Raw genomic sequence first — 22357 nt, 5'->3', positions numbered from 1 at the left:
AGAAAGGGCAACAGCAAGACGTCTCGCGGGAGCCCCATGTCCGACCTCGCCCGGCCGCGCCGTAGCGCCCTGTACATGCCCGCCTCCAACGCCAAGGCGGTGGACAAGGCGCGCACGCTGGACGCCGACGTGATCATCCTGGACCTCGAGGACGCCGTCGCGCCGGAGATGAAGGACGCCGCCCGGCAGGCCGCCGTGGCGGCGGTCAAGGCCGGGGGCTTCGGCCCGCGCGAGGTGGTCGTGCGGACCAACGGCCTGGACACCCCCTGGGGCGAGGCCGACCTGAAGGCGCTCGCCGAGGCCGGCCCGGACGCGGTGCTCGTGCCAAAGGTCAACGACGCCGCCGACGTCCACGCCTACCAGGCCGCCCTGCACGCCGCCCCGGTCCACACCCAGCTGTGGACCATGATCGAGACCGCCAAGGCCGCCTTCCACCTGTGGGAGATCGCAGGCTCCGCGCGCGCCACCCGGCTTTCGGGCTGGGTGATGGGGGTCAACGACCTGGCCAAGGAGATGCGGGCCCGCCAGACGCCCGGCCGCGAGGCCTTCCTGCCGATCCTGTCGCTGTCGGTGGCCGCCGCCCGGGCCCACGGCCTGACCATCCTCGACGGGGTGCACAACGACATCGACGACCTGGACGCCCTGGAGGCGGTCTGCGGCCAGGCGGTCGACTTCGGCTTCGACGGCAAGACCCTGATCCATCCCAAGCATCTTCCGATCTGCAACCGCGCCTTCTCGCCCACCGCCGACGAGATCGCCTGGAGCCGGGCGGTGATCGCCGCTTTCGCCGCCCCCGAGAACGCCGGCAAGGGCGCCCTGCGGGTCGAGGGCCGGATGGCCGAGCGGCTGCACCTGGTTCAGGCTGAACGGCTGGTGGCGGTGGCCGCCGCCATCGCCGAACGCTCGGCCGCCTAGACCCGAAAGACCGTCCCAGCCCCTCATGCGCGCGCTCCTGATCTCCCTGCTGGCCCTTTCCGCCGCTCCCGTCCTGTCCTGGGCCCAGGAGGCGCCGGTCGTCACCGCGCCGATGGCGAGCGCGCCCGCTCCGCCGGCGCCGGCCTCCAGCCCGGCGCCCCAGACCACCCTGCCGCCCGCCGCCAATCCGGACGCCATCCCCGTCGTGGCCGCCCCGCCGGCCCCGGACACGGCGGTCTCGGCCGACCAGGCCGTCGATCCCCTGGCCGACCTGATCTCCCAGAGCGGCCCGCAGACGACCGACGAGGAAGAGGACGCGCCCCAGGCGCCGGCCCCGCCGCACAAGCCGACCATCCTGCCGATCCCCGCGCCCGACCCCGACGAACTGCCCGGCCACGCCATCCCGCAGGGCGGCTATGTGCCGGTCGCCGAGGCCTACGACCTGCGGGTCAAGGGCTCGATCCTGGCCGCCCAGGGCCTGCAGGGCCCGCTGGACGGCGGCTGGTCGATCGAGGGGCCGGACGGGGCGGGGCTGTACGTGCTGCAGCTGGTTGACAGGGTCGGCGGCGGCGGTCCCGTGGAAGGCGCCTGGCGCGACCCGCGCCGCGCCGGCGCCGTGGGTTCCACCGGCCTGATCGACGTCGTCGACCGCTCCGACAGCGGCTTCCTGGCCCGGTTCTCGCCGCGCGCCGGTCAGCTGGCGACCTTGGACCTGACGCCGCGTGGCGACGGGTCGTGGACCGGCAAGCTGAACGAGAACGGGACGCAGATCCTGGTCACCGCCCGCCGCCTGGCCCAGGCGACGGTGCCGGCCGGCTATGTCCCGACCGGCCGTGGGCCGGTCATCTGGGGCGCGCGCCCGGCCGCGCCGCGCATCGTGGCCGCCGCGCCGGCCAAGGCCCAGGCCTGCTCGACCCGGGGCAAGAAGGGCAAGGCGCTGAAGGCCGCCAAGGCCAAGTGCGCCGCCGCCGCCCGCAAGGCCGGCAAGGGCAAGGCCACGGCGGTCAAGGGCAAGAAGGGCGGCAAGGGCAAGGCCGTGACGTCGCGCAAGGCCAAGGGCAAGGCGGCCAAGGGGTCGAGCCGGAAGAAGCGCCGATAGGGCCTAGACGGACAACGCCGCCTTCGCCGCCGCGATCGCCCACTCCAGCGCTTCAGGCTCATAGGCGTCGCCCGGCGAATGGCCCCAGACCGGTCCCGGCCAGGCCGGATCACCGGCCCGACGGCCCACGACATGGACATGCAGCTGCGGGGTGACGTTGCCCAGCGCGCCGACATTGAGCTTGTCCACCGCCAGGCCCAGCGCGCGCCCCACGGCGCGGACGGCGGCGCCGGCCAGCACCGTCTCCTCCACCAGCCGGATGCGGTCGGCCGGGGACAGGTCCTCCAGCTCGCGCAGGCCGGCAAGGCGCGGGATCAACACCACCCACGGATAGCGGGCGTCCAGCTGCAGGCGGGCCTGGCACAGCGGCAGGTCGCCCAACGCCGCCGAGGTGGCCGCGAAGGCCGGATCGAGGACGAACTCAGCCACGCCTGGGAACCGCCGCCCAATGGTCGAAGTCGAGGATGACGCCGGGCGCGTAGGCCCCGGTCTCGTCCTTGTCGGGGAAGTCGGCGCAAGGCCGGTCGACGGTGGCCACCAGCCGCAGGCGCAGCGCCCCGACGGTCGGCGACAGCTCGGCCTTGTCCAGCACCTGCGACCAGGCGAACACCGTGCCGCCGGCATAGTAAGGGCTGACATGGCGGCCGCCGTTGATCGCCAGGATCAGGCCGGTGTTCTGCAGGCCGTTGAACGACAGGGCCTTGGCGGTCGAGATTACCACCCCGCCATAGACCAGCCGCCGCCCGGACGGGTCCTTGCCGCGCTCGAACTGGTTGAAATGGACCTTGGCGGTGTTCTGCCACAGCCGCGTGGCCAGCTGCGCCTCGGCCTCCTCGACCACCATGCCGTCGACATGGTCGATCCTCTCGCCGATTTCGTAGTCCTCATAGCCGTGCGGCGCGCCGGCGTGGGCGAAGTCGTAGCGCTTGAAGTCCAGGCCCGGCGGCGGGGCCAGGTCGCCGGCCGCCACGGCGTCGGCCAGTTGCGGAACCGACGACGCCTCGACCCTCGCGGCCGGGTCGCGCTTCCTGACCATCACCCAGCGCACATAGCTCAGCACCGCCACGCCGCGCTGGTTCACGCCCGTGGTGCGGACATGAACGACGCCGGTCTTGCCGTTGGAGTTCTCCTTCAGCCCGATCACCTCGGACCGGGCCGACAGGGTGTCGCCCGGATGCACGGGCGCCAGGAAGCGGCCCTCGGCGTAGCCGAGGTTGGCCACGGCGTTCAGGCTGATGTCGGGCACGGTCTTGCCGAACACCACGTGGAAAGCGACCAGCGGGTCGACCGGGGCGGTCTCCAGTCCGCAATCGCGCGCGAAGACGTCGGACGAGAACAGCGCGAAGCGCGGCCCGTAAAGCGCCGTGTACAGCGCCACGTCGCCGGCGGTGATGGTGCGCGGGGTGGCGTGGACGATGACCTGGCCGAGCCTGAAGTCCTCGAAATAGTTCCCCGGATCGGTCTTGCTCATCCCGCGTCTCCCCAAGGGCGTCCCGAGCCGTCCTCCAGGCAGTCTTGCCGCACCGCGGCGAAACGGGAAAGAGGGCTTGAGACTGAACCGCAGCGGGCGTAGACCGCGCCCGACATTCTCGTCCACAGCCTTGACGGAGACCCCATGGCTCGCGCGAAGATCGCCCTCATCGGCGCCGGCATGATCGGCGGCACCCTGGCCCACATCGCCGCGCGCGAGGAGCTGGGCGACATCCTGCTGTTCGACATCGCCGAAGGCACCCCGCAGGGCAAGGCCCTGGACATCGCCGAGGCCTCGGCCGTGTTCGGCAAGGACGTCGCGCTGAAGGGCGTCAACGACTATGCCGACATCGCCGGCGCCGACGTCTGCATCGTAACCGCCGGCGTGCCGCGCAAGCCGGGCATGAGCCGCGACGACCTGCTTGGCATCAACCTGAAGGTCATGAAGGCCGTCGGCGAAGGCATCAAGGCCCACGCCCCCAACGCCTTCGTCATCTGCATCACCAACCCGCTGGACGCCATGGTCTGGGCGCTGCAGCAGTTCTCGGGCCTGCCCAAGGAAAAGGTCATCGGCATGGCCGGCGTCCTGGACTCGGCGCGCTTCGCCTACTTCCTGGCCGAGGCCACCGGCGTGTCGGTGGAAGACATCCACGCCTGGACCCTGGGCGGTCACGGCGACGACATGGTGCCGATGGTCCGTCACTCGACGGTCGGCGGCCTGCCGCTGCCGGAACTGGTCAAGCAAGGCTGGCTGACCCAGGAAAAGCTGGACGCCATCGTCGACCGCACCCGCAAGGGCGGCGGCGAGATCGTCGCCCTGCTGAAGACCGGCTCGGCCTTCTACGCCCCGGCGGAATCGGCGATCGCCATGGCGACCTCGTACCTGAAGGACAAGAAGCGCGTCCTGCCGTGCGCCACCTTCCTGACCGGCCAATACGGCCTGGACGGCCTCTATGTCGGCGTGCCGGTCGTGATCGGCGCCGGCGGCGCGGAGAAGGTCATCGAGTTCGAAACCAACGACGCGGAAAAGGCGATGTTCGCCAAGTCCGTCGAGTCGGTGAAGGGCCTGATGGAAGCCTGCAAGGGCATCGACAGCTCGCTGGTCTAGGCGGGGTTCGAGCTTCAGCTACGGAAAGGGCGGCTCCGAAAGGGGCCGCCCTTTTTCTTTTGTGCGGTGAACACTTGCCCCCTACGGATCGCTTCGCGATCGTCTTCCCCCGAAGGGGGAAGAGCGCTCCGGTGCAAGGCTCCGCCCCCTATGGGGGCGGACAGACCGCGAAGCGGTCAGGTGGGGGCAAGTGGGTGAGCCACTGCGCTAGTGCGCCGCCTCGCCGCCCTCCGCCGAGATCTCCTCCAGCGTCCGACCCACCTGCTTGGCGCCGTAGTCCTTGGCCACGTCGCCCAGGGACAGGATGCCGGTCAGGTTTCCGGCCTCGTTGAGCACGACCAGGCGGCGGATCTGGTGGCTGGCCATCTTGGCGGTGGCGTCGGCCAGGACGTCGTCCTCCTTGACGCTCTGGACCTCGCCCTCGCTCATCGCCTCGGAAATGGGGCTGTCGAAGCTGCGGCCCTCGGCGACCACGCGCAGGACGATGTCGCGGTCGGTGACCAGGCCCACCACCTTGCCGTTCTCGACGATCGGCACGGCGCCGGTTTCGACATGGGCCATCACCTGGGCGACCTTGCGCACGGTGTCGGTGGGGGCGGCGGTGGAGACCTGGCTGGTCATCGCGTCGCTGACTTTCATCGGGAAGCTCCTTGAGGGAGTGAATTGAACCCCTGAGAAACCCCGCGCTGACGCGCCCGTTCCGTTGCGGCCTAGCTGAAGGCCGCCCGGTTCGCCTCCAGGAACGCCGCGACCGAGACCGGCGGCTTGCCCGTCAGGGTCTCGACCACGTCGGTGACGATGGCCTGCTGGCCCTCGCTGGCGGCGTGGTCGAAGCTTGCCAGGATATCCGCGTAGAACGGCGGCAGGCCGGCGGCCACCAGGCCTTCGCGATAGGCCGCCAGCGGCAGGTCCTGGTGCTTGACCGACTTGCCCGAGAGCTGGGACAGGAGGGCGGCGACCTCGTCCTGGGTCACGGCGGCGGGGCCGGAGACGTCGAGGATCTGGCGGCCCTCGCCCTTGACCAGGGCCGCGGTGTCGGCGCGGGCGCAGTCCTCGCGGCTGACATAGGCGCGGCCGGCGCCGGCGGTGGCCGAATAGAGCGCGCCGCTGGTCACGGCCTGGGACGCGCCCATCAGCAGGACTTCGGCATAGATGTTGTGGCGCAGGATGGTCCAGCCGGGGATGGCGCTGGCGGCCAGGGCCTGCTCGGTCCAGAAGTGGTCGTCGATGACCCCGCCGCCGACCTGGGGCCGCGCGCCCGGCGCGGAGGTGTAGACCACGTGCTTGACCTTGGCCGCTTCGGCCGCGGCGATCGCGGCGCGGTGCTGGCCGATGCGATGGCCGGGCTCGCCCATGCTGTCGGTGCTGATCAGCAGCAGGCGCTCGACACCGGCGAAGGCTTCGGCCAGCGAGGCCGGGTCGTCGAAATCGACGCGGCGGGTCTCGACGCCCCGGGTCGTCAGGTCGGCCAGCTTGGAAGGGTCGCGACTGGCGGCGACGAGGCCGGGAACGCCGGCTTCGAGCAGCAGCTCGACGACGCGACGACCCAGCTGGCCGCCGGCGCCGGTGACCAGGAGGCGGGGAGAGGAGGCGCTCATGGGTTTCGTCCTTTTCAGTGGTCTCGAAATGAGACCACGTGTAGATGTGAGACTGGATCGCCGCCGTAAAGACGGCAGTTTGACGGGAGATAGGCAGCTTGAGGGAACCGCCCGCGCCGAACCCGCCCACCGCCGCGGCGGCCAGCCTGGTCCAGGGCTTCCAGGGCTGGATGTCGTCGAACGACCTCAGTCCGGCCGGCTGTCCGGTGCGCGACGTGCTCGACCAGCTGGGCGACAAGTGGAGCACCCTGCTGCTGATCGCCCTGGCCGATGGGCCGCGTCGATTTGGCGTCCTGCGCCGCACGGTGCCCGACATCTCCCAGCGCATGCTGACCCAGACCCTGCGCGACCTGCAGCGCGACGGGCTGATCGGCCGCCAGGTGTTTCCGACCAAGCCGCCCAGCGTCGAATACAGCCTGTCGCCGCTGGGGACCTCGTTGCTGGAGCCCGTGGCCGCGCTGGTGGCCTGGGCCGAACGCAACCACGCCGACATCCGCGCGGCCCGGGCCCGCTACGACGCCGAGGACGCGGCGGCCTAAGCCACATCATCCAAACGTCGTTATCCTCGCTTTATCTGGGAACCGACGCCTGGGGGCGTCCTCGTCCTTCGACAGGCTCAGGATGAGGACGAATTTGACGGCGGTTCAGTAGAAATCCTCATCCTGAGCTTGTCGAAGGACGAGGATTTCTCCCACCGCCGTCGGGAGCCAACAAACTCACGCCTTCCCAAACCCGACGGTCGTGGAACGAGTCGGGGGATGATGGCGGGAAGAAGCGTTTGCGCACCGTCCAACGCAGGCTAATTCATCCGCATCCATCCCGGAGTTCCCATGACCCTCACCATCCACCAGGCCAGCGTCCCCGTCTTCGTCCAGGGGCTGAAGGGCCTGAAGGGCGTGCTGACCAAGGCCGCCGCCCATGTCGAGACCCGCAAGCTGGACCCCGACGCCCTGCTGAAGGCCCGGCTGTTCCCCGACATGTTCCCGCTGCTGCGCCAGGTGCAGATCGCCACCGACTTCGCCAAGGGCTGCTGCGCGCGCCTGGCCGGCGAGGAGGTTCCGGCCTGGGACGACGCCGAGACCACGTTCGAAGCGCTGATCGCCCGGATCGATCGCGCCGTCACCTATGTCGAGGGCCTGGACCCGGCCAGGTTCGAGAACGCCGAGGATCGCGACATCACCCTGACCCGCCGCGGCGAGACCAGCGTGGTCAAGGGCCTGGCCTATCTGCAGGGGCAGGCCCAGCCGAACTTCTTCTTCCACCTGACCACCGCCTACGCGATCCTGCGCAAGAACGGCGTCGAGATCGGCAAGAAGGACTATCTGGGCACGGCCTGAGGCCTCGCGGCGGCGACCCTCAGGGCCGCCGCCGGAACGCCCACACCAAGGTCGCCAGGGCGGTGAACACCCCCGCGACCGCCGACAGAATGATCGGCAACTGACTCAAAAGCTCCTTGTCCATGACCGCACCCACTGACCCGCCAACAGCGGCGGGCTACGCGCCAGAATGACTCCCGGCCACGTCGAGTCCGGACGTATGTTCGCTTTTTGTTCCTGTTTCAGGATGCTCTCCCTGGGTCAGCCTCGCCTGCGGATCAGCTCTAAAAACCCGTCATCCCGGACAAGCTCGGCGGAGCCGAGCGCCGATCCGGAAGGACAGCCATTTTTGGTCACCGGCCCGCGACCTCAAACCACGCCCCGACCCCATCAAAGTAAACGCCCCTTAACCCTCTTGGGGCAAAACAGCGGGGTCTACGAGTGCAAGGTGACTTCTGATGGCGCGAGCGGCGCGACGATCGAGCGTTGAACTGGTCTGGGACGCGGTGCGCTACGGCTGGGCCCAGCCCTGGTCGGCCCGCTTCCGGGGCGGGGTGATCTGCGTGATCGGGGCGGGGCTGTTGCTGTCGGTCGCCACCTACAACGCCGCCGATCCCAGCCTGAACGCCGCCACCGGTCTACCGGCCACCAATGCGCTCGGCGGAGCCGGCGCGGCCCTGGCCGACGTCGTCATGCAGTCGATGGGCCTGGCCGGCTGGATGGCCGCGGCCCTGATGCTGGTGTTCGGCCTGTCGCGCGTCACCCAGCCCGACCCGGCCGCCCACCGCCGCGATCTGCGGGTCCGCGCCCTGGTCGGCGGCCTGGGCCTGCTGGCCCTGGCCGGACTGCTGGCCGCCCCGCCGCGTCCCGCCGCCTGGCCGCTGGCCAAGGGCCTGGGCGGGTTCTGGGGCGACGGCCTGCTGAACCTGCTGGCCGGGCTGCTCGGCTTCGCCCGCCTGCCCGGCGCCCACCTGATCGCCGCCGTGCTGCTGGCGATCGGCGCGGTCGTGGCCCTGGGCTACGCCATCGGCGTGCGCCGCATCGATCCCGAGGCGATCGGCGACCTGGTCCACGGCCTGATGCAGCCGCGCGAGCGCCCGGCCGCGCCCGTCGCGGCCCCCCAACCTGAACCCGCCGCCCGTCCGAAGGCCCCGCGCAAGGCTGCCGCGCCGGTCATCGAGATCGAACCTGAAGCCGCGCCCCGCAAGCCCGCCAAGCCGGCCAAGGCCCCGCCGCCGCCGGTCGAGGACGACGACGCCTTCGAGCCCAGCTTCGAGGTCCGCCCCCTGGCCATCGCCCAGCCCAAGGTCCCGGGCAAGGCCAACGCCCGCGAACAGCGCGAGCAGCAGAAGGCCTTCGACTTCGAGGACGAGGGCGGCTTCCAGCTGCCGGAGCTGGCCATGCTGGCCAAGCCCAAGCCGCGCTCGGCCGAGTTCGACGAGGAGGCCCTGCGCCAGAACGCCCGGCTGCTGGAAAGCGTGCTGGCCGAGTTCGGCGTGCGCGGCCAGATCGACCAGATCCGCCCCGGTCCCGTGGTCACCATGTACGAACTGGTGCCGGCCGCCGGCACCAAGACCGCCCGGGTCGTGGCCCTGGCCGACGACATCGCCCGTTCGATGAGCGTGATCTCGTGCCGCGTCGCCGTGGCCCAGGGCCGCAACGCCATCGGCATCGAGATGCCCAACTCGCGCCGCGAGACGGTCTATCTGCGCGACCTCCTGTCATCGTCCGACTACGACAAAGCCACCCACATCCTGCCCATGGCCCTGGGCGAGACGATCGGCGGCGAGACCTACATCGCCGACCTGGCCAAGATGCCTCACCTGCTGATCGCCGGCACCACCGGCTCGGGCAAGTCGGTCGGCGTCAACGCCATGATCCTGTCGATCCTGTACAAGCTGCCGCCCGAGAAGTGCCGCTTCATCATGATCGACCCCAAGATGCTGGAGCTCAGCGTCTACGACGGCATCCCGCACCTGCTGGCCCCGGTGGTCACCGATCCCAAGAAGGCGGTCGTCGCCCTGAAGTGGACGGTGCGCGAGATGGAGGACCGCTACCGGCGGATGTCGAAGATCGGCGTGCGCAACATCGGCGGCTTCAACGAGAAGGCCGTCGAGGCCCTGGACAAGGGCGAGCACTTCGAGCGGACCGTCCAGACGGGGTTCGACGACGCCGGCCGGCCGATCTACGAGACCGAGAAGATCCGCCCCGAGCCGATGCCCTACCTGGTGGTGGTCATCGACGAGGTCGCCGACCTGATGATGGTGGCCGGCAAGGACATCGAAGGCGCCGTCCAGCGCCTGGCCCAGATGGCCCGCGCCGCCGGCATCCACCTGATCATGGCCACCCAGCGCCCGTCGGTCGACGTCATCACCGGCACCATCAAGGCCAACTTCCCGACCAGGATCAGCTTCCAGGTCACCAGCAAGATCGACGCCCGCACCATCCTCGGCGAACAGGGGGCCGAGCAACTGCTGGGCCAGGGCGACATGCTGTACATGGCCGGCGGCGGCCGCATCACCCGCCTGCACGGCCCGTTCGTCAGCGACGGCGAGGTCGAGGCGGTGGCCAAGTTCCTGCGCGACCAGGGCATCCCCAACTATCTGGAGGAGGTCACGGCCGGCGGCGACGAGGAGCAGGAGGAGGCCATCGAGGGCGCCTTCGCCGGCGAGGGCGGGGCCAACGACCTCTACGACCACGCCGTGGCGGTGGTCACCCGCGACCGCAAGGCCTCGACCAGCTACATCCAACGCCGCCTGCAGATCGGCTACAACCGCGCCGCCTCGCTGATGGAGCGGATGGAGAAGGAGGGCGTGGTCGGCGCCGCCAACCACGCCGGCAAGCGCGAGATCCTGGCCCCGCCGCCCCCGCCGATGTAGGGGCCGCCGCGGATGATGTCGGGGACAGGCGCATGCGCCTGTCCCCAGCCGCCGATGAACGGCGCTTCATCGCGGCGCCGGAAAATGGTCGCGGCGCGGCCTTTCGCTCGTCGCATGGGCGGGGCAAAGGTTGGAGCCTAGGAGATCGCATGACCACCACGACCCCGACCCGCCGTCTGATCCTCGCCACCGCCGGCTTCGGCCTGGCCGCCGCCCTGTCGGGCCAGGCCTTGGCCGCGTCCCGGCCCGCCGCCGCCGCCGCCACGCTGACGCCCGAGGAGCAGGCCCTGGTCGACAAGGCCACCGCCTATATCCAGACGCTGGGCTCGGCCAAGGGCCGTTTCGTCCAGACCGACGCCCGCGGCGCCCAGACCCAGGGGACCTTCTACCTGCAGCGCCCCGGCAAGGCCCGCTTCGCCTATGACGGCCCGGGCGGCCTGCTGGTGGTCAGCAACGGCAGCGCCGTGAACATCTTCAACAGCCGGCTGAAGACCTTCGAGAGCTATCCGCTCAGCCGCACGCCGCTGAACCTGCTGCTGGCCCGCGAGGTGCGGCTGGACCGCGGCGTGGTCATCACCGGCGTGCGCAAGCTGGCCGACGGCTTCACGATCACCGCCGTCGACGCCAAGCGCCAGACCCTTGGCCGCATCGCCCTGAACTTCAGCAACGCGCCGACCCTGACCGGCTGGACCGTCACCGACACCAAGGGCGGGGAGACGCGCGTGCGGCTGGTCGACTTCGAGAACACCGCCGGCCTGGACCCGAAACTGTTCGTCCTTACCGATCCACGCCGCCGGGTCGGCAAGCCGTAGTTGCATAAAGCGCCGCCGACGCGGCCGAAATGCGACAATTTCACAACATGCAAGATGTTAACGCGATTGTTCTTGACTTAGATTCTCGCCGTGGCAGATTTAACACGCATGGCGATGAGCGCCCGACCCGCCCATCGCAACCGTGCCGGACCTATCCCCTCCCGGCGGCGGCATGAGAGACCCGACTTTCGCCCAGGCGCCGAGCGCCTGGGCGTTTTTCGTTGTGGTCCGGCGGTCCCCGGCCCTAGAGGAAGATCATGCGCCTCCGTATCGCCACCTGGAACGTCAATTCCGTCCGCCTGCGCGCCGAACAGGCCGCCCGTTTCGTCGACGAGCAGGCGCCCGACGTGCTCTGCCTGCAGGAGATCAAGTGCCAGGAGGGGGAGTTCCCCCGCGAGGCCTTCGTCGCCATGGGCCTGCCGCACATCAAGATCATGGGCCAGAAGGGCTGGCATGGGGTGGCCATCGCCTCGCGCCTGCCGTTCGAGGACGTGCCCACGCTGATGAACTGCCGCGAGGGCCATGCCCGCTGCGTCGCAGTCAAGGTGGCCGGCGTCGACATCCAGAACTTCTACATCCCGGCGGGCGGCGACACGCCCGACCGCATCGGCAACCCGAAGTTCGACCACAAGCTCGACTTCTATGAAACCCTCACCGCCGCCTTGAAGAAGCGTGATCCCAAGGCGCCGCTGATCGTCACCGGCGACCTGAACATCGCGCCCGGCGAAAACGACGTCTGGAGTCACCGCCAGATGCTGAAGGTTGTCAGCCACACGCCGGCTGAGCTCGAAGCCTTCGACGCGATGATCAAGTCGATGGACCTGCTGGACCTGCCGCGCCTGGCCACGCCGGAACCCGAGAAGCTGTTCAGCTGGTGGAGCTACCGCGCCGCCGACTTCCGCAAGTCCAACCGCGGCCTGCGCCTGGACCACATCCTGGCCAGCCCCGGCCTGCGCGACGCGGCGATCATCGACGGCAAGGTCTCGTCCAAGGTTCACGACACGGTGCGCGAGTGGGAACGGCCCAGCGACCACGCGCCGGTGACGGCGGATCTGTTGGTCTAGCGGGTGGTGTTCCATTTTCGGTGCGGGCGATAGCTACGGCTTTCGACCCTTCACGGACTTAAACCCCTCTCTCATAGAGAGAGGGAGGGGCCCGCCGCCGCAGGCGGTGGGAGGGTGAGAGGCTACACCCTCTCCGGTCGAAGCACGGCCAGGATGTCGTCGGCGACCCCGCCGGGATCGGCCAGGACCTGCTCGTTGGGGAACCTCAGGATCAAATAGCCAAACAGTTCGAGCACCTGCGTGCGGCGGGCGTCGTAATCCTCCCGTTCCTCGTGAGCGGCGCCGTCCAGTTCGACGATCAGCTTGCCCGCCTCGCAGACGAAGTCGGCGAAATAGCTGTGGATCGAGACCTGTCGCAGGAACCTGAAGCCGCCCAGCCGGCGGTTGCGCACCAGCTTCCAGAACGCCTTCTCGGCCAGGGTCTGGTTCTGGCGAAGGCGGCGGGCGTTAGCGGTGGCGTCCATGGCGAGATGCTGGAGCACCGCAAAGATTACGCAACGATGGGAATCGGGATTTTCCGGCCAGCGGTGAAACCTCTCACCCTCCCACCGCTTCGCGGCGGGCCCCTCCCTCTCTCAAAGAGAGAGGGTTCCAAGGGGACAGACGACGCTCAATCCCCGCTGGCGGTGCAAAGAACCCCAGTCTTTTCAACGCCCTGAAAAATAATCAGCGTCACAAGTCCTCGGACCTCAAACCTCCCGCACAATCGAAGCTGTCCCCATCGCGGGGGAGGGCTCTTGGTACCGGCCCAAGCAGGCGATGGGGGTGGAACCGAGCGGGGCCGCCTGGGCCTGGCGATCGGACCGCGGCGGGCGGCGGGGCTCAGAAGGCTCCAAGGTCAGCCGGGGACGATGGCGGGACAGGCGGGTCGACGGGGCCGGGAGGTTCAAACCGGCCTGTTCGAGGATCAGTCGGAGTCGCCGACGGCCCCTTCCGGGCGACTTTGATCCTGCCCGCCTGAGGGGAAACGTCGATCGGGATGAAACAAGCCCTCAATCGCCGTCCCTTGAGAAGAACGGTTTCGCGGAGCGGTCAGGTCTAGCCGAAACGCACACTCAATACCCACGGTCATCCGGGCCAGGCCCGGACCGCTCCGCGCCTCCCCATCCACTCGCCAGCGCAAGCCCGAGGTCGAAGAGCCGTGTCCGCCAAAGACCTCTTCAAGCACGGAGAACCTCATGCCCAAGTCCAAACCACCCCGCCGTCGCAAGATCCGCCGAGGCAACGAGCTTCGCGTGCTGATGCTCGAGGGGGTCAAGGCCGCGCTGTTGCTGAACGACACCCTGCTGGAGAAGATCGACGAGGCGCTCGGTCGAACGCCTTCAGGTCCGCAGCGGACTCGCTTGCTGACGCTGCGGGCGGAGGTGAAATCGCATCGGCCGGGCCTTTTGGAAAGCCGGGCCGACGCCATGACGCCTTGGTTCTTTGAATCCTAGTTCGTGGGAGCTTTGGCCGAAGGGCTCAGCCCTCGACGACAACCCCGACCCCGAACTGGATCCAGACGGCCTTGTCCTTGAGGTTCTTGCGCACGAACGCCGCGTGGATCTGGCGCTCTTCCTCGGTCGAGCGCGGGGCCAGCGGCCGGGGCCGGGCGCCGTACGATCCGGCGCGGGCGGCCGAGACGGCGGTGGCGGCGACCACCGCCGTCAGCTCCAGCGCCCGCTCCTTGCCGCCTTGCAGCTCCAGATAGACCTCGGCCAGCAGGTGGGCGTCGATCAGGGCCCCGTGCTTGTCGCGGCTGTCGAGGCTGATCTTGAAGCGTTTGCACAGCGCGTCGAGCGAGTTGTACATGCCCGGAAAGCGCTTCTTGGCCATGGCCAGGGTGTCGACCCAGCGCGCCTCGGGCAGGGGCGGGCGGTTGCACTTCTCCAGCTCGAAATTGACGAAGCTGCGGTCGAAGGCGGCGTTGTGGGCGATCACCGGACTGTCGCCGACGAACTCCAGGAAGCGGTCGGCGATCTCGTGGAACTTGGGCTTGCCGGTCAGGAACTCGGACGACAGGCCGTGCACCTTCTGGGCCTCGGCCGGCATGTCGCGCAGGGGGTCGCAATATTCGTGGAACGACCGGCCCGTGGGCATGAAGTCGACCACCTCGATGCAGCCGATTTCGACCAGGCGGTCGCCGGTCTTGGGGTCGAAACCGGTGGTTTCGGTATCGAGGATGATTTCCCGCGCCATCGGCTTTCAATGACCCTGTTCGTCGCCGCCTTCAAGCGCGGCCGGGGCTCGCAGGCGAGTCAGGATGTCGCGGACCTGGTCGCGGGCGGCGTCCAGGCCCTGGCCGGTGTCGATCACGAAATCGGCCCGGGCTCGCTTCTCGGCGTCCGGCGTCTGGCGGGCCAGGATGGCCTCGAACTTGGCCGGATCCATGCCCGGCCGCGCCAGCACCCGCCGGCGCTGGACGTCGGCGGGGGCGGAGACGACGACCACCTCGTCGACCTTCTTCTCGCCGCCGGTCTCGTAGAGCAGGGGGATGTCGAGTACGACGATGTCGGCCCCCTGAGCCTCGGCGTCCTCGAAGAAGCCGATCCGATGAGCGCCGACCAGCGGATGGACGATCGATTCCAGCACCGCCAGGGCTTCGGAATCGCCCATCACCGCCGCGCTGAGCCGGGCCCGGTCGATGGCCCCGTCGACCACCACGCCGGGAAAGGCCGCCTGGACCGGGGCGACCGCCGCTCCGCCGCTGGCGTAGAGCGCGTGCACCGCCGCGTCGGAATCATAGACCGGCACGCCCTCGTCGATGAACATCTGGGCCGTCGTCGACTTGCCCATGCCGATCGAACCGGTCAGGCCGACGACGATCATCGGTCCGCCTCGCCCAGTTGGGCCAGGGCCAGGGCGCGAACGTCGACCCCGGCCGGCGGCGCGACGCCGAAGAAGGCCTCGAAGCTGGGGACCGCCTGGCGCAGCAGCATCTCCAGACCGTCCACCGTCCGGCGACCCGCCGCCTCGGCGCGGCGCAGGAACTCGGTGCGCAGCGGCTTGTACACCATGTCGACCACCACGGCGGTTTGCGGCGTCAGCTCCAGGCGGGCGGCGGGACCGGGGCCGCCGCCCAGGCCCAGGGAGGTGGCGTTGATCACCAGGCCGGCCTGGGCGAGCAGGGCGTCGAGCTCGTCGTCCGACGCGGCCTCGACCACCCCGCCGATCGAGCGGGCGATGGCCTCGGCCCGGGCGAAGGTGCGGTTGACGAGGCTGACCCGAGGCGCGCCGGCCAGGGCCAGGGCGGCGGCCGCGCCGCGAGCTGCGCCGCCGGCCCCCAGGATCACCACCGGCGAGGCGGCCAGGTCGAAGCCCGGCGCCTGGACGGCGATGGCGTCCAGCAGCCCCGGGCCGTCGGTGTTGTCGGCGGCGATCGTCCCGTCGGTCTCGAACACCAGCAGGTTGGCGGCGCCGGCCAGCTTGGCCAGGTCGCTGCAGCGATCGGCGCAGGCCAGGGCCTGTTCCTTGAACGGAATGGTGACGTTGAGGCCGCAGATGGCGCCGCCGCGCAGGCCCTCGACGAAGGCTTCGAAATTGTCCTCGCCCGGGGCGAACGGCACGTACGCGGCGTTCAGCCCGGCCGCGGCGATCCAGGCGTTGTGGATCACCGGGCTCATCGAATGGCGGATCGGCTGGCCGCAGACGCCCGCCACGATGGCCGCACCCGTCACGCTCATGTCTCGAGGGCTCCATGCAGACGCAGGAAATCGAACAGGCCGACGACCGGCAGGCCCAGGATGGCGAAATAGTCGCCGTCGATGCGGTCGAACAGCTGCACGCCCTCGCCCTCGAGGAAGTAGCAGCCGACCGAGGACAGGATGTCGGGAGCGTTGCGCGCCAGATAGCCGTCCAGCCAGGCGTCGCTGAAATTGCGGACCGACAGCCGGGTGGTCTCGACCACCCGCCAGATCGGCTGGCCGTCGCGAGCCACGACGACGGCCGAGTGCAGCTTGTGGACCTTGCCGCGCAGTTGGAGCAGTCGCTCGCGGGCGGCCTCGACCGTGTCGACCTTGTCGAACAGCACGCCGTCCAGGTCCAGGGTCTGGTCCGAGCCGATCACCAGGCCGGGACGCTTGGTCGAGACCTTGAACGCCTTCAGCTCGGCCAGGGCGTCGGCGACCTCGCGCGGCGAGGCGCCTTCGGCCAGCAGGCCGGCCTTGGCGGCGTCCTCGTCGACGCCGGAGCCGACCGCCTCGAAGGCCACGCCGGCGTTGCGCAGGATCGCCTGGCGGGCCGCGCTCTTGGACGCCAGGGTGACGGGGGTGCGGGGTGAGGCGGTCATCCCAGCACCTCGACCTGGCCGCGGCCGCCCGACAGCAGGTTGATGATCGCCGCCGCCGTCTCCTCGACCGACCGGCGGGTGACGTCGATGATCGGCCAGCCCTGGCGCTCGAACAGCCGACGCGCGGCGATGATCTCCTGCCGCACCGCGTCGGTGTCGATATAGTCGCTCTCGCGGCTCTCCTTCAACGACAGCAGGCGGTTGCGGCGGATCTGGATCAGCCGCTCGGGCGAGGTCATCAGGCCGACGATCAGGGTGTTCTTCAGGGTGAACAGCTCGTCAGGCGGCGGCCGGCCCGGGACCAGCGGCACATTGGCGGCTCGCACGCCGCGGTGGGCCAGATAGATGCAGGTCGGGGTCTTGGAAGTGCGCGACACCCCCACCAGGATGACGTCTGCCTGGGTCAGGTCCTGGCCCCCCTGGCCGTCGTCATGGGCGATGGCGTAGTCCAGGGCCTCGATGCGGTCGAAATAGTCGTTGTTCAGGGCGTGCTGGGCCCCGACCCGGGTCGAGATCCGCGCGCCCAGATAGCGCGACATGGCGCTGACCACCGGGTCGAGAGCGGCGATGCAGGGCATCTCCAGCCGCCGGCAGCCTTCCTCCAGGGCGGCACGCAGGTTTGGATCGATGATCGTGTGCATGACCACGCCCGGCGCCCCGGCGATCTCCTCCAGCGCTCGGTCCAGTTGGCGCGTGGAACGCACCAGGGCGTAGATGTGTTCGATCGGCAGGATGTCGGTGAACCGGGCGCAAACCGCCCGGGCCATGGCGTTCAGGGTCTCACCCGTGGAGTCCGACACCAGGTGGATGTGGAAGTAGGTCGCGAAGCGCGGCGCGGTCCTTTCACCCTCGGGGGCGCCAGCTTCCTGTGGATCATCCGTTAACGGTTGCTTAACCACTGGCCTGGCCCCTGGGGATGAGCGGGGGTGAATCCCGGCTCGTTGCGGTGCGTCGAACTGCCCCTGTGTTAAACGGTCGCGTTGATCGCGGACAATCCCCAGTCTCGGATCGTCTTCACAGCCCGTGCGAATTCGATTCCCCCAGACCGGGGATGAGCGAACGCTCATGGTTACGGCGCCGTTCACCATCTTAACGTTTCGTTAGGAATTTCGAAGCGCTAGCGGACTATCCCCAAAGTTCACAGCCTCGAACCCACATGGGGACCGAGCTTGGACGGATTGGCGATGGGCAGGGGGCATGGTGCGGCGCAAACGGGTTTTCCCCGTTAGGCACTTGCTCACCATCTCCTACAATCTTCCTTAAAATCTTCTTAAAGAATGAAGGAAGAAGGGAAGAAGGCCTCCGGGGCGATACGGGCTTGAGCCCACGGCCCTGACGGGATTTAAGGCCAGCATGACCCTGCTCGAAAAGCCCAAGCTCCTTTCCGTCCTGGACGGCGCGAGCGCCGAACGCCCGCCTGTCTGGTTCATGCGCCAGGCCGGCCGGTACCTGCCGGAGTACCGAGCGGTGCGGGCGACCGAGCCGACCTTCATCGATTTCTGCCTGAACCCGGAAAAGGCCGCCGAGGTCACCCTGCAGCCCATGCGGCGGTTCCCCTATGACGCGGCCATCGTCTTCGCCGACATCCTGCTGATCCCGCAGGCCCTGGGCCAGAAGGTCTGGTTCGAGGCGGGCGAGGGGCCCAAGCTGGGCGAGCTGCCGTCGATCGAGTCGATGCGAGAGCTGACCGGCCAGGCCGGCCAGGCCCTGGGCGCGGTGGGCGAGACGCTGAGCCGCGTGCGCTCGGCCCTGGAGCCCGACCGGACCCTGATCGGTTTCGCCGGCGCGCCCTGGACCGTGGCGACCTACATGATCGAGGGCGGTTCCAGCGACCGCTCCGGCGCGCGGACCTTCGCCTACCAGAACGCCGAAAAGCTGGACGCCCTGATCCAGGTTCTGGTCGACGCGACGATCGACTACCTGGCCATGCAGGCGGCGTCCGGCGCCCAGGTGCTGAAGCTGTTCGAGAGCTGGGCCGAGGGCCTGTCCGAGCCGCTGTTCGAGCGCTTGGTAACCCGGCCGCATACCGCCATCGTCGAGGGTCTGCGGGCCCGGGGCGTGACGACGCCGGTGATCGGCTTCCCCCGCGGGGCCGGAACCCTGGTCGAGACCTATGCCCGGGTCGCGCCGGTCCAGGGCGTGGCGCTGGACACCCAGGCCTCCGCGGCTTTGGGTCAGGCGATCCAGAAGACCAAGGCCATACAGGGCGCGCTCGATCCGCTGCTGCTGCGGGCCGGCGGCGACGCCCTGCTGGCGCGGGTCGACCAGCTGCTGGAGCAGTGGGGGCAGGGACCCTACATCTTCAACCTGGGTCACGGCATCCTGCCCGACACGCCGATCGCCCATGTCGAGGCGGTGCTGGCCCGGGTCACCGGCAAGTGACCAGCCTGACAGGAAAGAGGCGCAAGATCGCTGTCGTCCTGTTCAATCTGGGCGGCCCGGACGGTCCGGACACGGTGCGGCCGTTCCTGTTCAACCTGTTCCGCGATCCGGCGATCATTGGCTTGCCGGCCTTGCTGCGCTATCCGATCGCCGCCCTGATCGCCGGGACCCGCGCCAAGCTGGCCAAGGAAAACTACGCCCTGATGGGTGGCGGTTCGCCCCTGCTGCCCGAGACGGAGAAGCAGGCGAAGGCGCTGGAGGCGGACCTGGCCGCGCGGTTCCCCGACGCGGACGTGCGCTGCTTCATCGCCATGCGCTACTGGAAGCCGCTGACTGACCAGACCGCCAGGGCCGTGAAGGCCTTCGCGCCCGACGAGGTGGTGCTGCTGCCGCTCTATCCGCAATATTCGACGACGACGACGGGGTCTTCTCTGAAGGCTTGGAACCGAGCCTACCGCGGCGGGCCGGGGCGCGTTTCGACGGTCTGCTGCTATCCGGTCGACGAGGCTCTGGTTCAGGCCCATGCCGACCTGATCGAGACCGCCTATGACAAGGCTGGACGTCCGGGTCCGGCGCGCCTGCTGTTCTCAGCCCACGGCCTGCCGGAAAAGGTGATCCTGGCCGGCGATCCCTACCAGCGGCAGGTCGAGGCCACGGCCGCGGCGGTGGCCGCCCGGCTGGGGGAGGGCTGGGACTGGCGGGTGACCTACCAGAGCCGCGTCGGGCCGATGAAATGGATCGGTCCGTCGACCGAGGACGAGATCCGCGCCGCCAGCCAGCAGGGTCTGGCCCTGGTCGTGACCCCGATCGCCTTCGTCTCCGAGCACATCGAGACCCTGGTCGAGCTTGACCACGAGTATCGCGAGGTGGCGACCAAGGCGGGCTGTCCGGCCTATGTGCGCGTGCCGGCCCTGGGCGTCGCGCCCGGTTTCATCCGGGGCCTGGGCCGCGCCATTCAGGCGGCTGTCGGCGCCCGGGATCGGCTGGTCACGACCTGCGCCTGGCGCTGCGACGCTGATCGCACGCAATGTCCGAACACGCAGGGAGCTTGCGCATGATGGATTTCCTGGCCGGTCACTTCGACCTGATCCGCGGCCTGCACATCATCTTCGTCATGGCCTGGATCGCCGGCATGCTGATCCTGCCGCGGCTGTTCGTCTATCACATGAAGACCGAGCCCGGCTCGGAGATGGACGCGGTGTTCAAGCTGGCCGAGCTGCGGACGCTGCGGATCATCATCAATCCGGCGATGATCCTGGCCCTGCTGATGGGGCTGCTGCTGGCGATGATCGACACCCAGCGCCTGGGTCCCGACTTCTATCTGAAGCCCTGGGCCCTGACCAAGATCGCCGCCCTGGTCTTCCTGTTCGCCTGGCACGGCTTCGTCTCCAAGGCCCGCCGCCAGTTCGCCGCCGGGACCAACACCCGGTCGGAGAAGTTCTGGCGGATGACCAACGAGCTGCCGTTCCTGGCGGCCATCGTCATCGTGCTGTCGGTGACGACCAAGTTCCTGGGCCACTAGTCGGCCCGGCTGCCCAGCGGCTTCGCTTGACCGGCGAGGCCGCTTGTGGTTCCCATCCGGGAGACATGTCGCCTCGCGGCCTGTTCCCGCCTCCCACGGACCGGCGCTCGTCCTGACGCGCCCCGGAGCCTCTCGCTTCGCCAAGAGCTTCGAAGGTCTGTCCCCCGATCGATACGCGCCGTCGTCATGGCGCGACCCGCTCGCCGCCTCACCGCGACGAGTCCGTTCTAGAACCAAGGCCCGGCTCGCGGTTTCGCGGGCCGAGCGACGTTGAGTGTCACTATGACTGACCAAACCGAAAACCAACCTGGCCTCGAGCTGGAACCCGTCGTCGACACGACGGTCGAGGCCGCCGAGACCCCGTCCGCCAACGGCGACGACGGCGACGACGACTCCGAGATCAGCGCCGCCGTCGCGGCCATGGGCCTGAAGACCATGTCGCTGCAGGAGCTGAAGGAGAAATCCCCGGCCGACCTGCTGGCCTTCGCTGAGACCTTCGAGGTCGAGAACGCCAATTCCATGCGCAAGCAGGACATGATGTTCGCGATCCTCAAGACCCTGGCCGAGGAAGGCGTGGAGATCTCGGGCTCGGGCACGATGGAAGTGGTGCAGGACGGCTTCGGCTTCCTGCGCTCGCCGGAGGCCAACTATCTTCCGGGTCCGGACGATATCTACGTGTCGCCCTCGCAGATCCGCAAGTTCGGCCTGCGCACCGGCGACACCATCGAGGGCGCCATCCGCTCGCCGCGCGAAGGCGAACGCTATTTCGCCCTGACCGGCGTCTCGAAGATCAATTTCGAGGGCCCGGACAACGTCAAGCACAAGGTCCACTTCGACAACCTGACGCCGCTCTATCCCGAAGAGCGCCTGCACATGGAACTGCCCGATCCGACCATCAAGGATCGCTCGGGCCGGGTCATCGACATCGTCGCCCCGCTGGGCAAGGGCCAGCGCTGCCTAATCGTCGCCCCGCCGCGGGTCGGCAAGACGGTGATGCTGCAGAACATCGCCAAGTCGATCGAGACCAACCACCCCGAATGCTACCTGATCGTCCTGCTGATCGACGAGCGTCCGGAAGAAGTCACCGACATGCAGCGCACGGTGAAGGGCGAGGTCATCGCCTCGACCTTCGACGAGCCGGCGACCCGCCACGTGCAAGTGGCCGAGATGGTCATCGAGAAGGCCAAGCGCCTGGTCGAGCACAAGCGCGACGTGGTGATCCTGCTGGACTCGGTCACCCGCCTGGGCCGTGCCTACAACACCACCGTCCCGTCGTCGGGCAAGGTGCTGACCGGCGGCGTCGACGCCAACGCCCTGCAGCGCCCCAAGCGCTTCTTCGGCGCGGCGCGCAACGTGGAGGAGGGCGGTTCGCTGTCGATCATCGCCACCGCCCTGATCGACACCGGCAGCCGCATGGACGAAGTGATCTTCGAAGAGTTCAAGGGCACCGGCAACTCGGAAATCGTGCTGGACCGCAAGGTCGCCGACAAGCGCATCTTCCCGGCCATCGACGTGCTGAAGTCCGGCACCCGCAAGGAAGAGCTGATCACCCCGCGCGACCAGCTGCAGAAGACTTACGTCCTGCGCCGCATTCTCAACCCGATGGGCGCTTCGGACGCCATCGAGTTCCTGCTGGAGAAGATGCGCCAGTCGAAGACCAATGGCGATTTCTTCCAGAGCATGAACACTTAAGCTTGGTGTTTCACGTGAAACACGAAGGGCGGCTGGAGCGATCCAGCCGCCCTTTGTTTTTCAGCTCCTCCCCCTGTGGGGGAGGCGATCGCGCAGCGATCGGTGGGGGGAGGTTTGGGATCGTGGATGTAAGGTCTCGCCATAGCCCATCACTCCCCCCTCCGTCGGCTTCGCCGACACCTCCCCCACAGGGGGAGGATCTTGGGCGCACGGCCTCGTCGCGTTTCGGGATC

Annotated in this window: 23 protein-coding genes and 1 pseudogene; 13 read left to right on the top strand and 11 right to left on the bottom strand. The window is 68.9% G+C overall.

What is annotated here, in order from left to right; translation table 11 throughout:
* Positions 1-36 precede the first annotated feature (36 nt).
* Entirely contained in the window at positions 37-915 is an 879-nt protein-coding gene (locus J2X41_RS22815) for a CoA ester lyase (protein WP_310086328.1), read from the top strand.
* 25 nt (positions 916-940) lie between these two features.
* Positions 941-2014 (top strand): hypothetical protein, encoded by a 1074-nt coding sequence (locus tag J2X41_RS22810; RefSeq protein WP_310086325.1) that lies wholly within the window; start codon positions 941-943, stop codon positions 2012-2014.
* 3 nt (positions 2015-2017) lie between these two features.
* On the opposite strand, the gene J2X41_RS22805 is transcribed toward J2X41_RS22810, so the two are convergent.
* Together J2X41_RS22805 and J2X41_RS22800 are read right to left on the bottom strand one after the other, a co-directional pair.
* Positions 2018-2443 carry an HIT domain-containing protein gene (locus J2X41_RS22805; RefSeq protein WP_310086322.1) on the bottom strand — a complete coding sequence of 142 codons (426 nt, stop codon included), beginning with the start codon at positions 2441-2443 and terminating at the stop codon, positions 2018-2020.
* Positions 2436-3485, bottom strand: a complete 1050-nt coding sequence (locus J2X41_RS22800; protein ID WP_310086320.1) for a MaoC family dehydratase — start codon at positions 3483-3485, stop codon at positions 2436-2438. Before J2X41_RS22800 ends, J2X41_RS22805 begins: the two co-directional genes overlap by 8 nt.
* Positions 3486-3629: 144 nt before the next feature.
* On the opposite strand from J2X41_RS22800, the gene mdh reads away from it, so the two are divergent.
* Positions 3630-4592 (top strand): malate dehydrogenase, encoded by a 963-nt coding sequence (gene mdh, locus J2X41_RS22795; protein WP_310086317.1) that lies wholly within the window; start codon positions 3630-3632, stop codon positions 4590-4592.
* A gap of 207 nt (positions 4593-4799) precedes the next feature.
* Here mdh and J2X41_RS22790 read toward each other — a convergent pair whose 3' ends face one another.
* Positions 4800-5231 (bottom strand): CBS domain-containing protein, encoded by a 432-nt coding sequence (locus J2X41_RS22790; RefSeq protein ID WP_028041281.1) that lies wholly within the window; start codon positions 5229-5231, stop codon positions 4800-4802.
* A 71-nt stretch (positions 5232-5302) separates the two neighbouring features.
* Positions 5303-6190, bottom strand: coding sequence for an SDR family oxidoreductase (locus J2X41_RS22785; RefSeq protein ID WP_310086312.1), 888 nt, complete (start codon positions 6188-6190; stop codon positions 5303-5305).
* A gap of 98 nt (positions 6191-6288) precedes the next feature.
* Here J2X41_RS22785 and J2X41_RS22780 point away from each other — a divergent pair, with 98 nt between their 5' ends.
* A complete protein-coding gene (locus tag J2X41_RS22780; protein WP_310086309.1) occupies positions 6289-6729 on the top strand; it encodes a helix-turn-helix domain-containing protein in 441 nt (146 codons plus the stop codon).
* A 55-nt stretch (positions 6730-6784) separates the two neighbouring features.
* Here the strand turns inward: J2X41_RS22780 and J2X41_RS25380 are convergent.
* Positions 6785-6885, bottom strand: a pseudogene (locus J2X41_RS25380) (hypothetical protein); the annotation flags it as partial.
* A 135-nt stretch (positions 6886-7020) separates the two neighbouring features.
* On the opposite strand from J2X41_RS25380, the gene J2X41_RS22775 reads away from it, so the two are divergent.
* The 4 genes from J2X41_RS22775 to J2X41_RS22760 all read left to right on the top strand — a co-directional run bounded on the left by J2X41_RS22775 (position 7021) and on the right by J2X41_RS22760 (position 12261).
* Positions 7021-7527 carry a DUF1993 family protein gene (locus J2X41_RS22775; RefSeq protein WP_310086306.1) on the top strand — a complete coding sequence of 169 codons (507 nt, stop codon included), beginning with the start codon at positions 7021-7023 and terminating at the stop codon, positions 7525-7527.
* 437 nt (positions 7528-7964) lie between these two features.
* On the top strand, positions 7965-10385 hold the full coding sequence (locus tag J2X41_RS22770; protein ID WP_310086304.1) for a DNA translocase FtsK 4TM domain-containing protein: 2421 nt from the start codon (positions 7965-7967) through the stop codon (positions 10383-10385).
* A 149-nt stretch (positions 10386-10534) separates the two neighbouring features.
* Positions 10535-11197: an outer-membrane lipoprotein carrier protein LolA gene (locus J2X41_RS22765; protein WP_310086302.1), complete on the top strand. Its 663-nt coding sequence runs from the start codon at positions 10535-10537 to the stop codon at positions 11195-11197.
* 257 nt (positions 11198-11454) lie between these two features.
* The gene (locus J2X41_RS22760) at positions 11455-12261 is read left to right on the top strand and encodes an exodeoxyribonuclease III (RefSeq protein ID WP_310086299.1); all 807 of its coding nucleotides are present in this window, start codon (positions 11455-11457) and stop codon (positions 12259-12261) included.
* A gap of 122 nt (positions 12262-12383) precedes the next feature.
* On the opposite strand, the gene J2X41_RS22755 is transcribed toward J2X41_RS22760, so the two are convergent.
* Positions 12384-12725 carry an endonuclease domain-containing protein gene (locus J2X41_RS22755; protein ID WP_310086297.1) on the bottom strand — a complete coding sequence of 114 codons (342 nt, stop codon included), beginning with the start codon at positions 12723-12725 and terminating at the stop codon, positions 12384-12386.
* Between the two features lie 714 nt (positions 12726-13439).
* Between J2X41_RS22755 and J2X41_RS22750 the strand changes: the two genes are divergently transcribed.
* Positions 13440-13697 (top strand): hypothetical protein, encoded by a 258-nt coding sequence (locus tag J2X41_RS22750; RefSeq protein ID WP_310086295.1) that lies wholly within the window; start codon positions 13440-13442, stop codon positions 13695-13697.
* Between the two features lie 25 nt (positions 13698-13722).
* Here J2X41_RS22750 and dnaQ read toward each other — a convergent pair whose 3' ends face one another.
* From dnaQ to J2X41_RS22725, 5 genes are read right to left on the bottom strand one after another with little or no spacing between them, the layout of a single operon-like run.
* Positions 13723-14439 (bottom strand): DNA polymerase III subunit epsilon, encoded by a 717-nt coding sequence (gene dnaQ / locus J2X41_RS22745; RefSeq protein WP_310086293.1) that lies wholly within the window; start codon positions 14437-14439, stop codon positions 13723-13725.
* A gap of 6 nt (positions 14440-14445) precedes the next feature.
* Positions 14446-15069, bottom strand: a complete 624-nt coding sequence (gene coaE / locus J2X41_RS22740) for a dephospho-CoA kinase (protein ID WP_310086292.1) — start codon at positions 15067-15069, stop codon at positions 14446-14448.
* On the bottom strand, positions 15066-15923 hold the full coding sequence (aroE, locus tag J2X41_RS22735; RefSeq protein ID WP_310086290.1) for a shikimate dehydrogenase: 858 nt from the start codon (positions 15921-15923) through the stop codon (positions 15066-15068). Before aroE ends, coaE begins: the two co-directional genes overlap by 4 nt.
* Positions 15920-16528, bottom strand: a complete 609-nt coding sequence (locus J2X41_RS22730; RefSeq protein WP_310086289.1) for a Maf family protein — start codon at positions 16526-16528, stop codon at positions 15920-15922. The genes aroE and J2X41_RS22730 overlap by 4 nt, the downstream gene beginning before the upstream one ends.
* Entirely contained in the window at positions 16525-17427 is a 903-nt protein-coding gene (locus J2X41_RS22725) for a pyruvate, water dikinase regulatory protein (protein ID WP_310086287.1), read from the bottom strand. The genes J2X41_RS22730 and J2X41_RS22725 overlap by 4 nt, the downstream gene beginning before the upstream one ends.
* Before the next feature lie 454 nt (positions 17428-17881).
* On the opposite strand from J2X41_RS22725, the gene hemE reads away from it, so the two are divergent.
* The 4 genes from hemE (at position 17882) to rho (ending at position 22124) form a co-directional block, all read left to right on the top strand.
* Positions 17882-18910, top strand: a complete 1029-nt coding sequence (gene hemE / locus J2X41_RS22720) for a uroporphyrinogen decarboxylase (RefSeq protein WP_310086285.1) — start codon at positions 17882-17884, stop codon at positions 18908-18910.
* Positions 18911-18915: 5 nt separating this feature from the next.
* Positions 18916-19968, top strand: a complete 1053-nt coding sequence (gene hemH, locus J2X41_RS22715; RefSeq protein ID WP_310086478.1) for a ferrochelatase — start codon at positions 18916-18918, stop codon at positions 19966-19968.
* A complete protein-coding gene (locus J2X41_RS22710; RefSeq protein WP_310086282.1) occupies positions 19965-20432 on the top strand; it encodes a CopD family protein in 468 nt (155 codons plus the stop codon). The genes hemH and J2X41_RS22710 overlap by 4 nt, the downstream gene beginning before the upstream one ends.
* Positions 20433-20714: 282 nt before the next feature.
* Positions 20715-22124: a transcription termination factor Rho gene (gene rho / locus J2X41_RS22705; protein ID WP_028039626.1), complete on the top strand. Its 1410-nt coding sequence runs from the start codon at positions 20715-20717 to the stop codon at positions 22122-22124.
* The last annotated feature ends 233 nt before the right edge of the window (positions 22125-22357 follow it).

Origin of the sequence: Caulobacter sp. BE254 (genome assembly GCF_031457295.1) — a bacterium.
In the GTDB taxonomy this organism is placed as follows: Bacteria; Pseudomonadota; Alphaproteobacteria; order Caulobacterales; family Caulobacteraceae; genus Caulobacter.
Note: the sequence above shows the minus strand (reverse complement) of the source record. Positions and strands in the feature narration are given on the sequence as shown.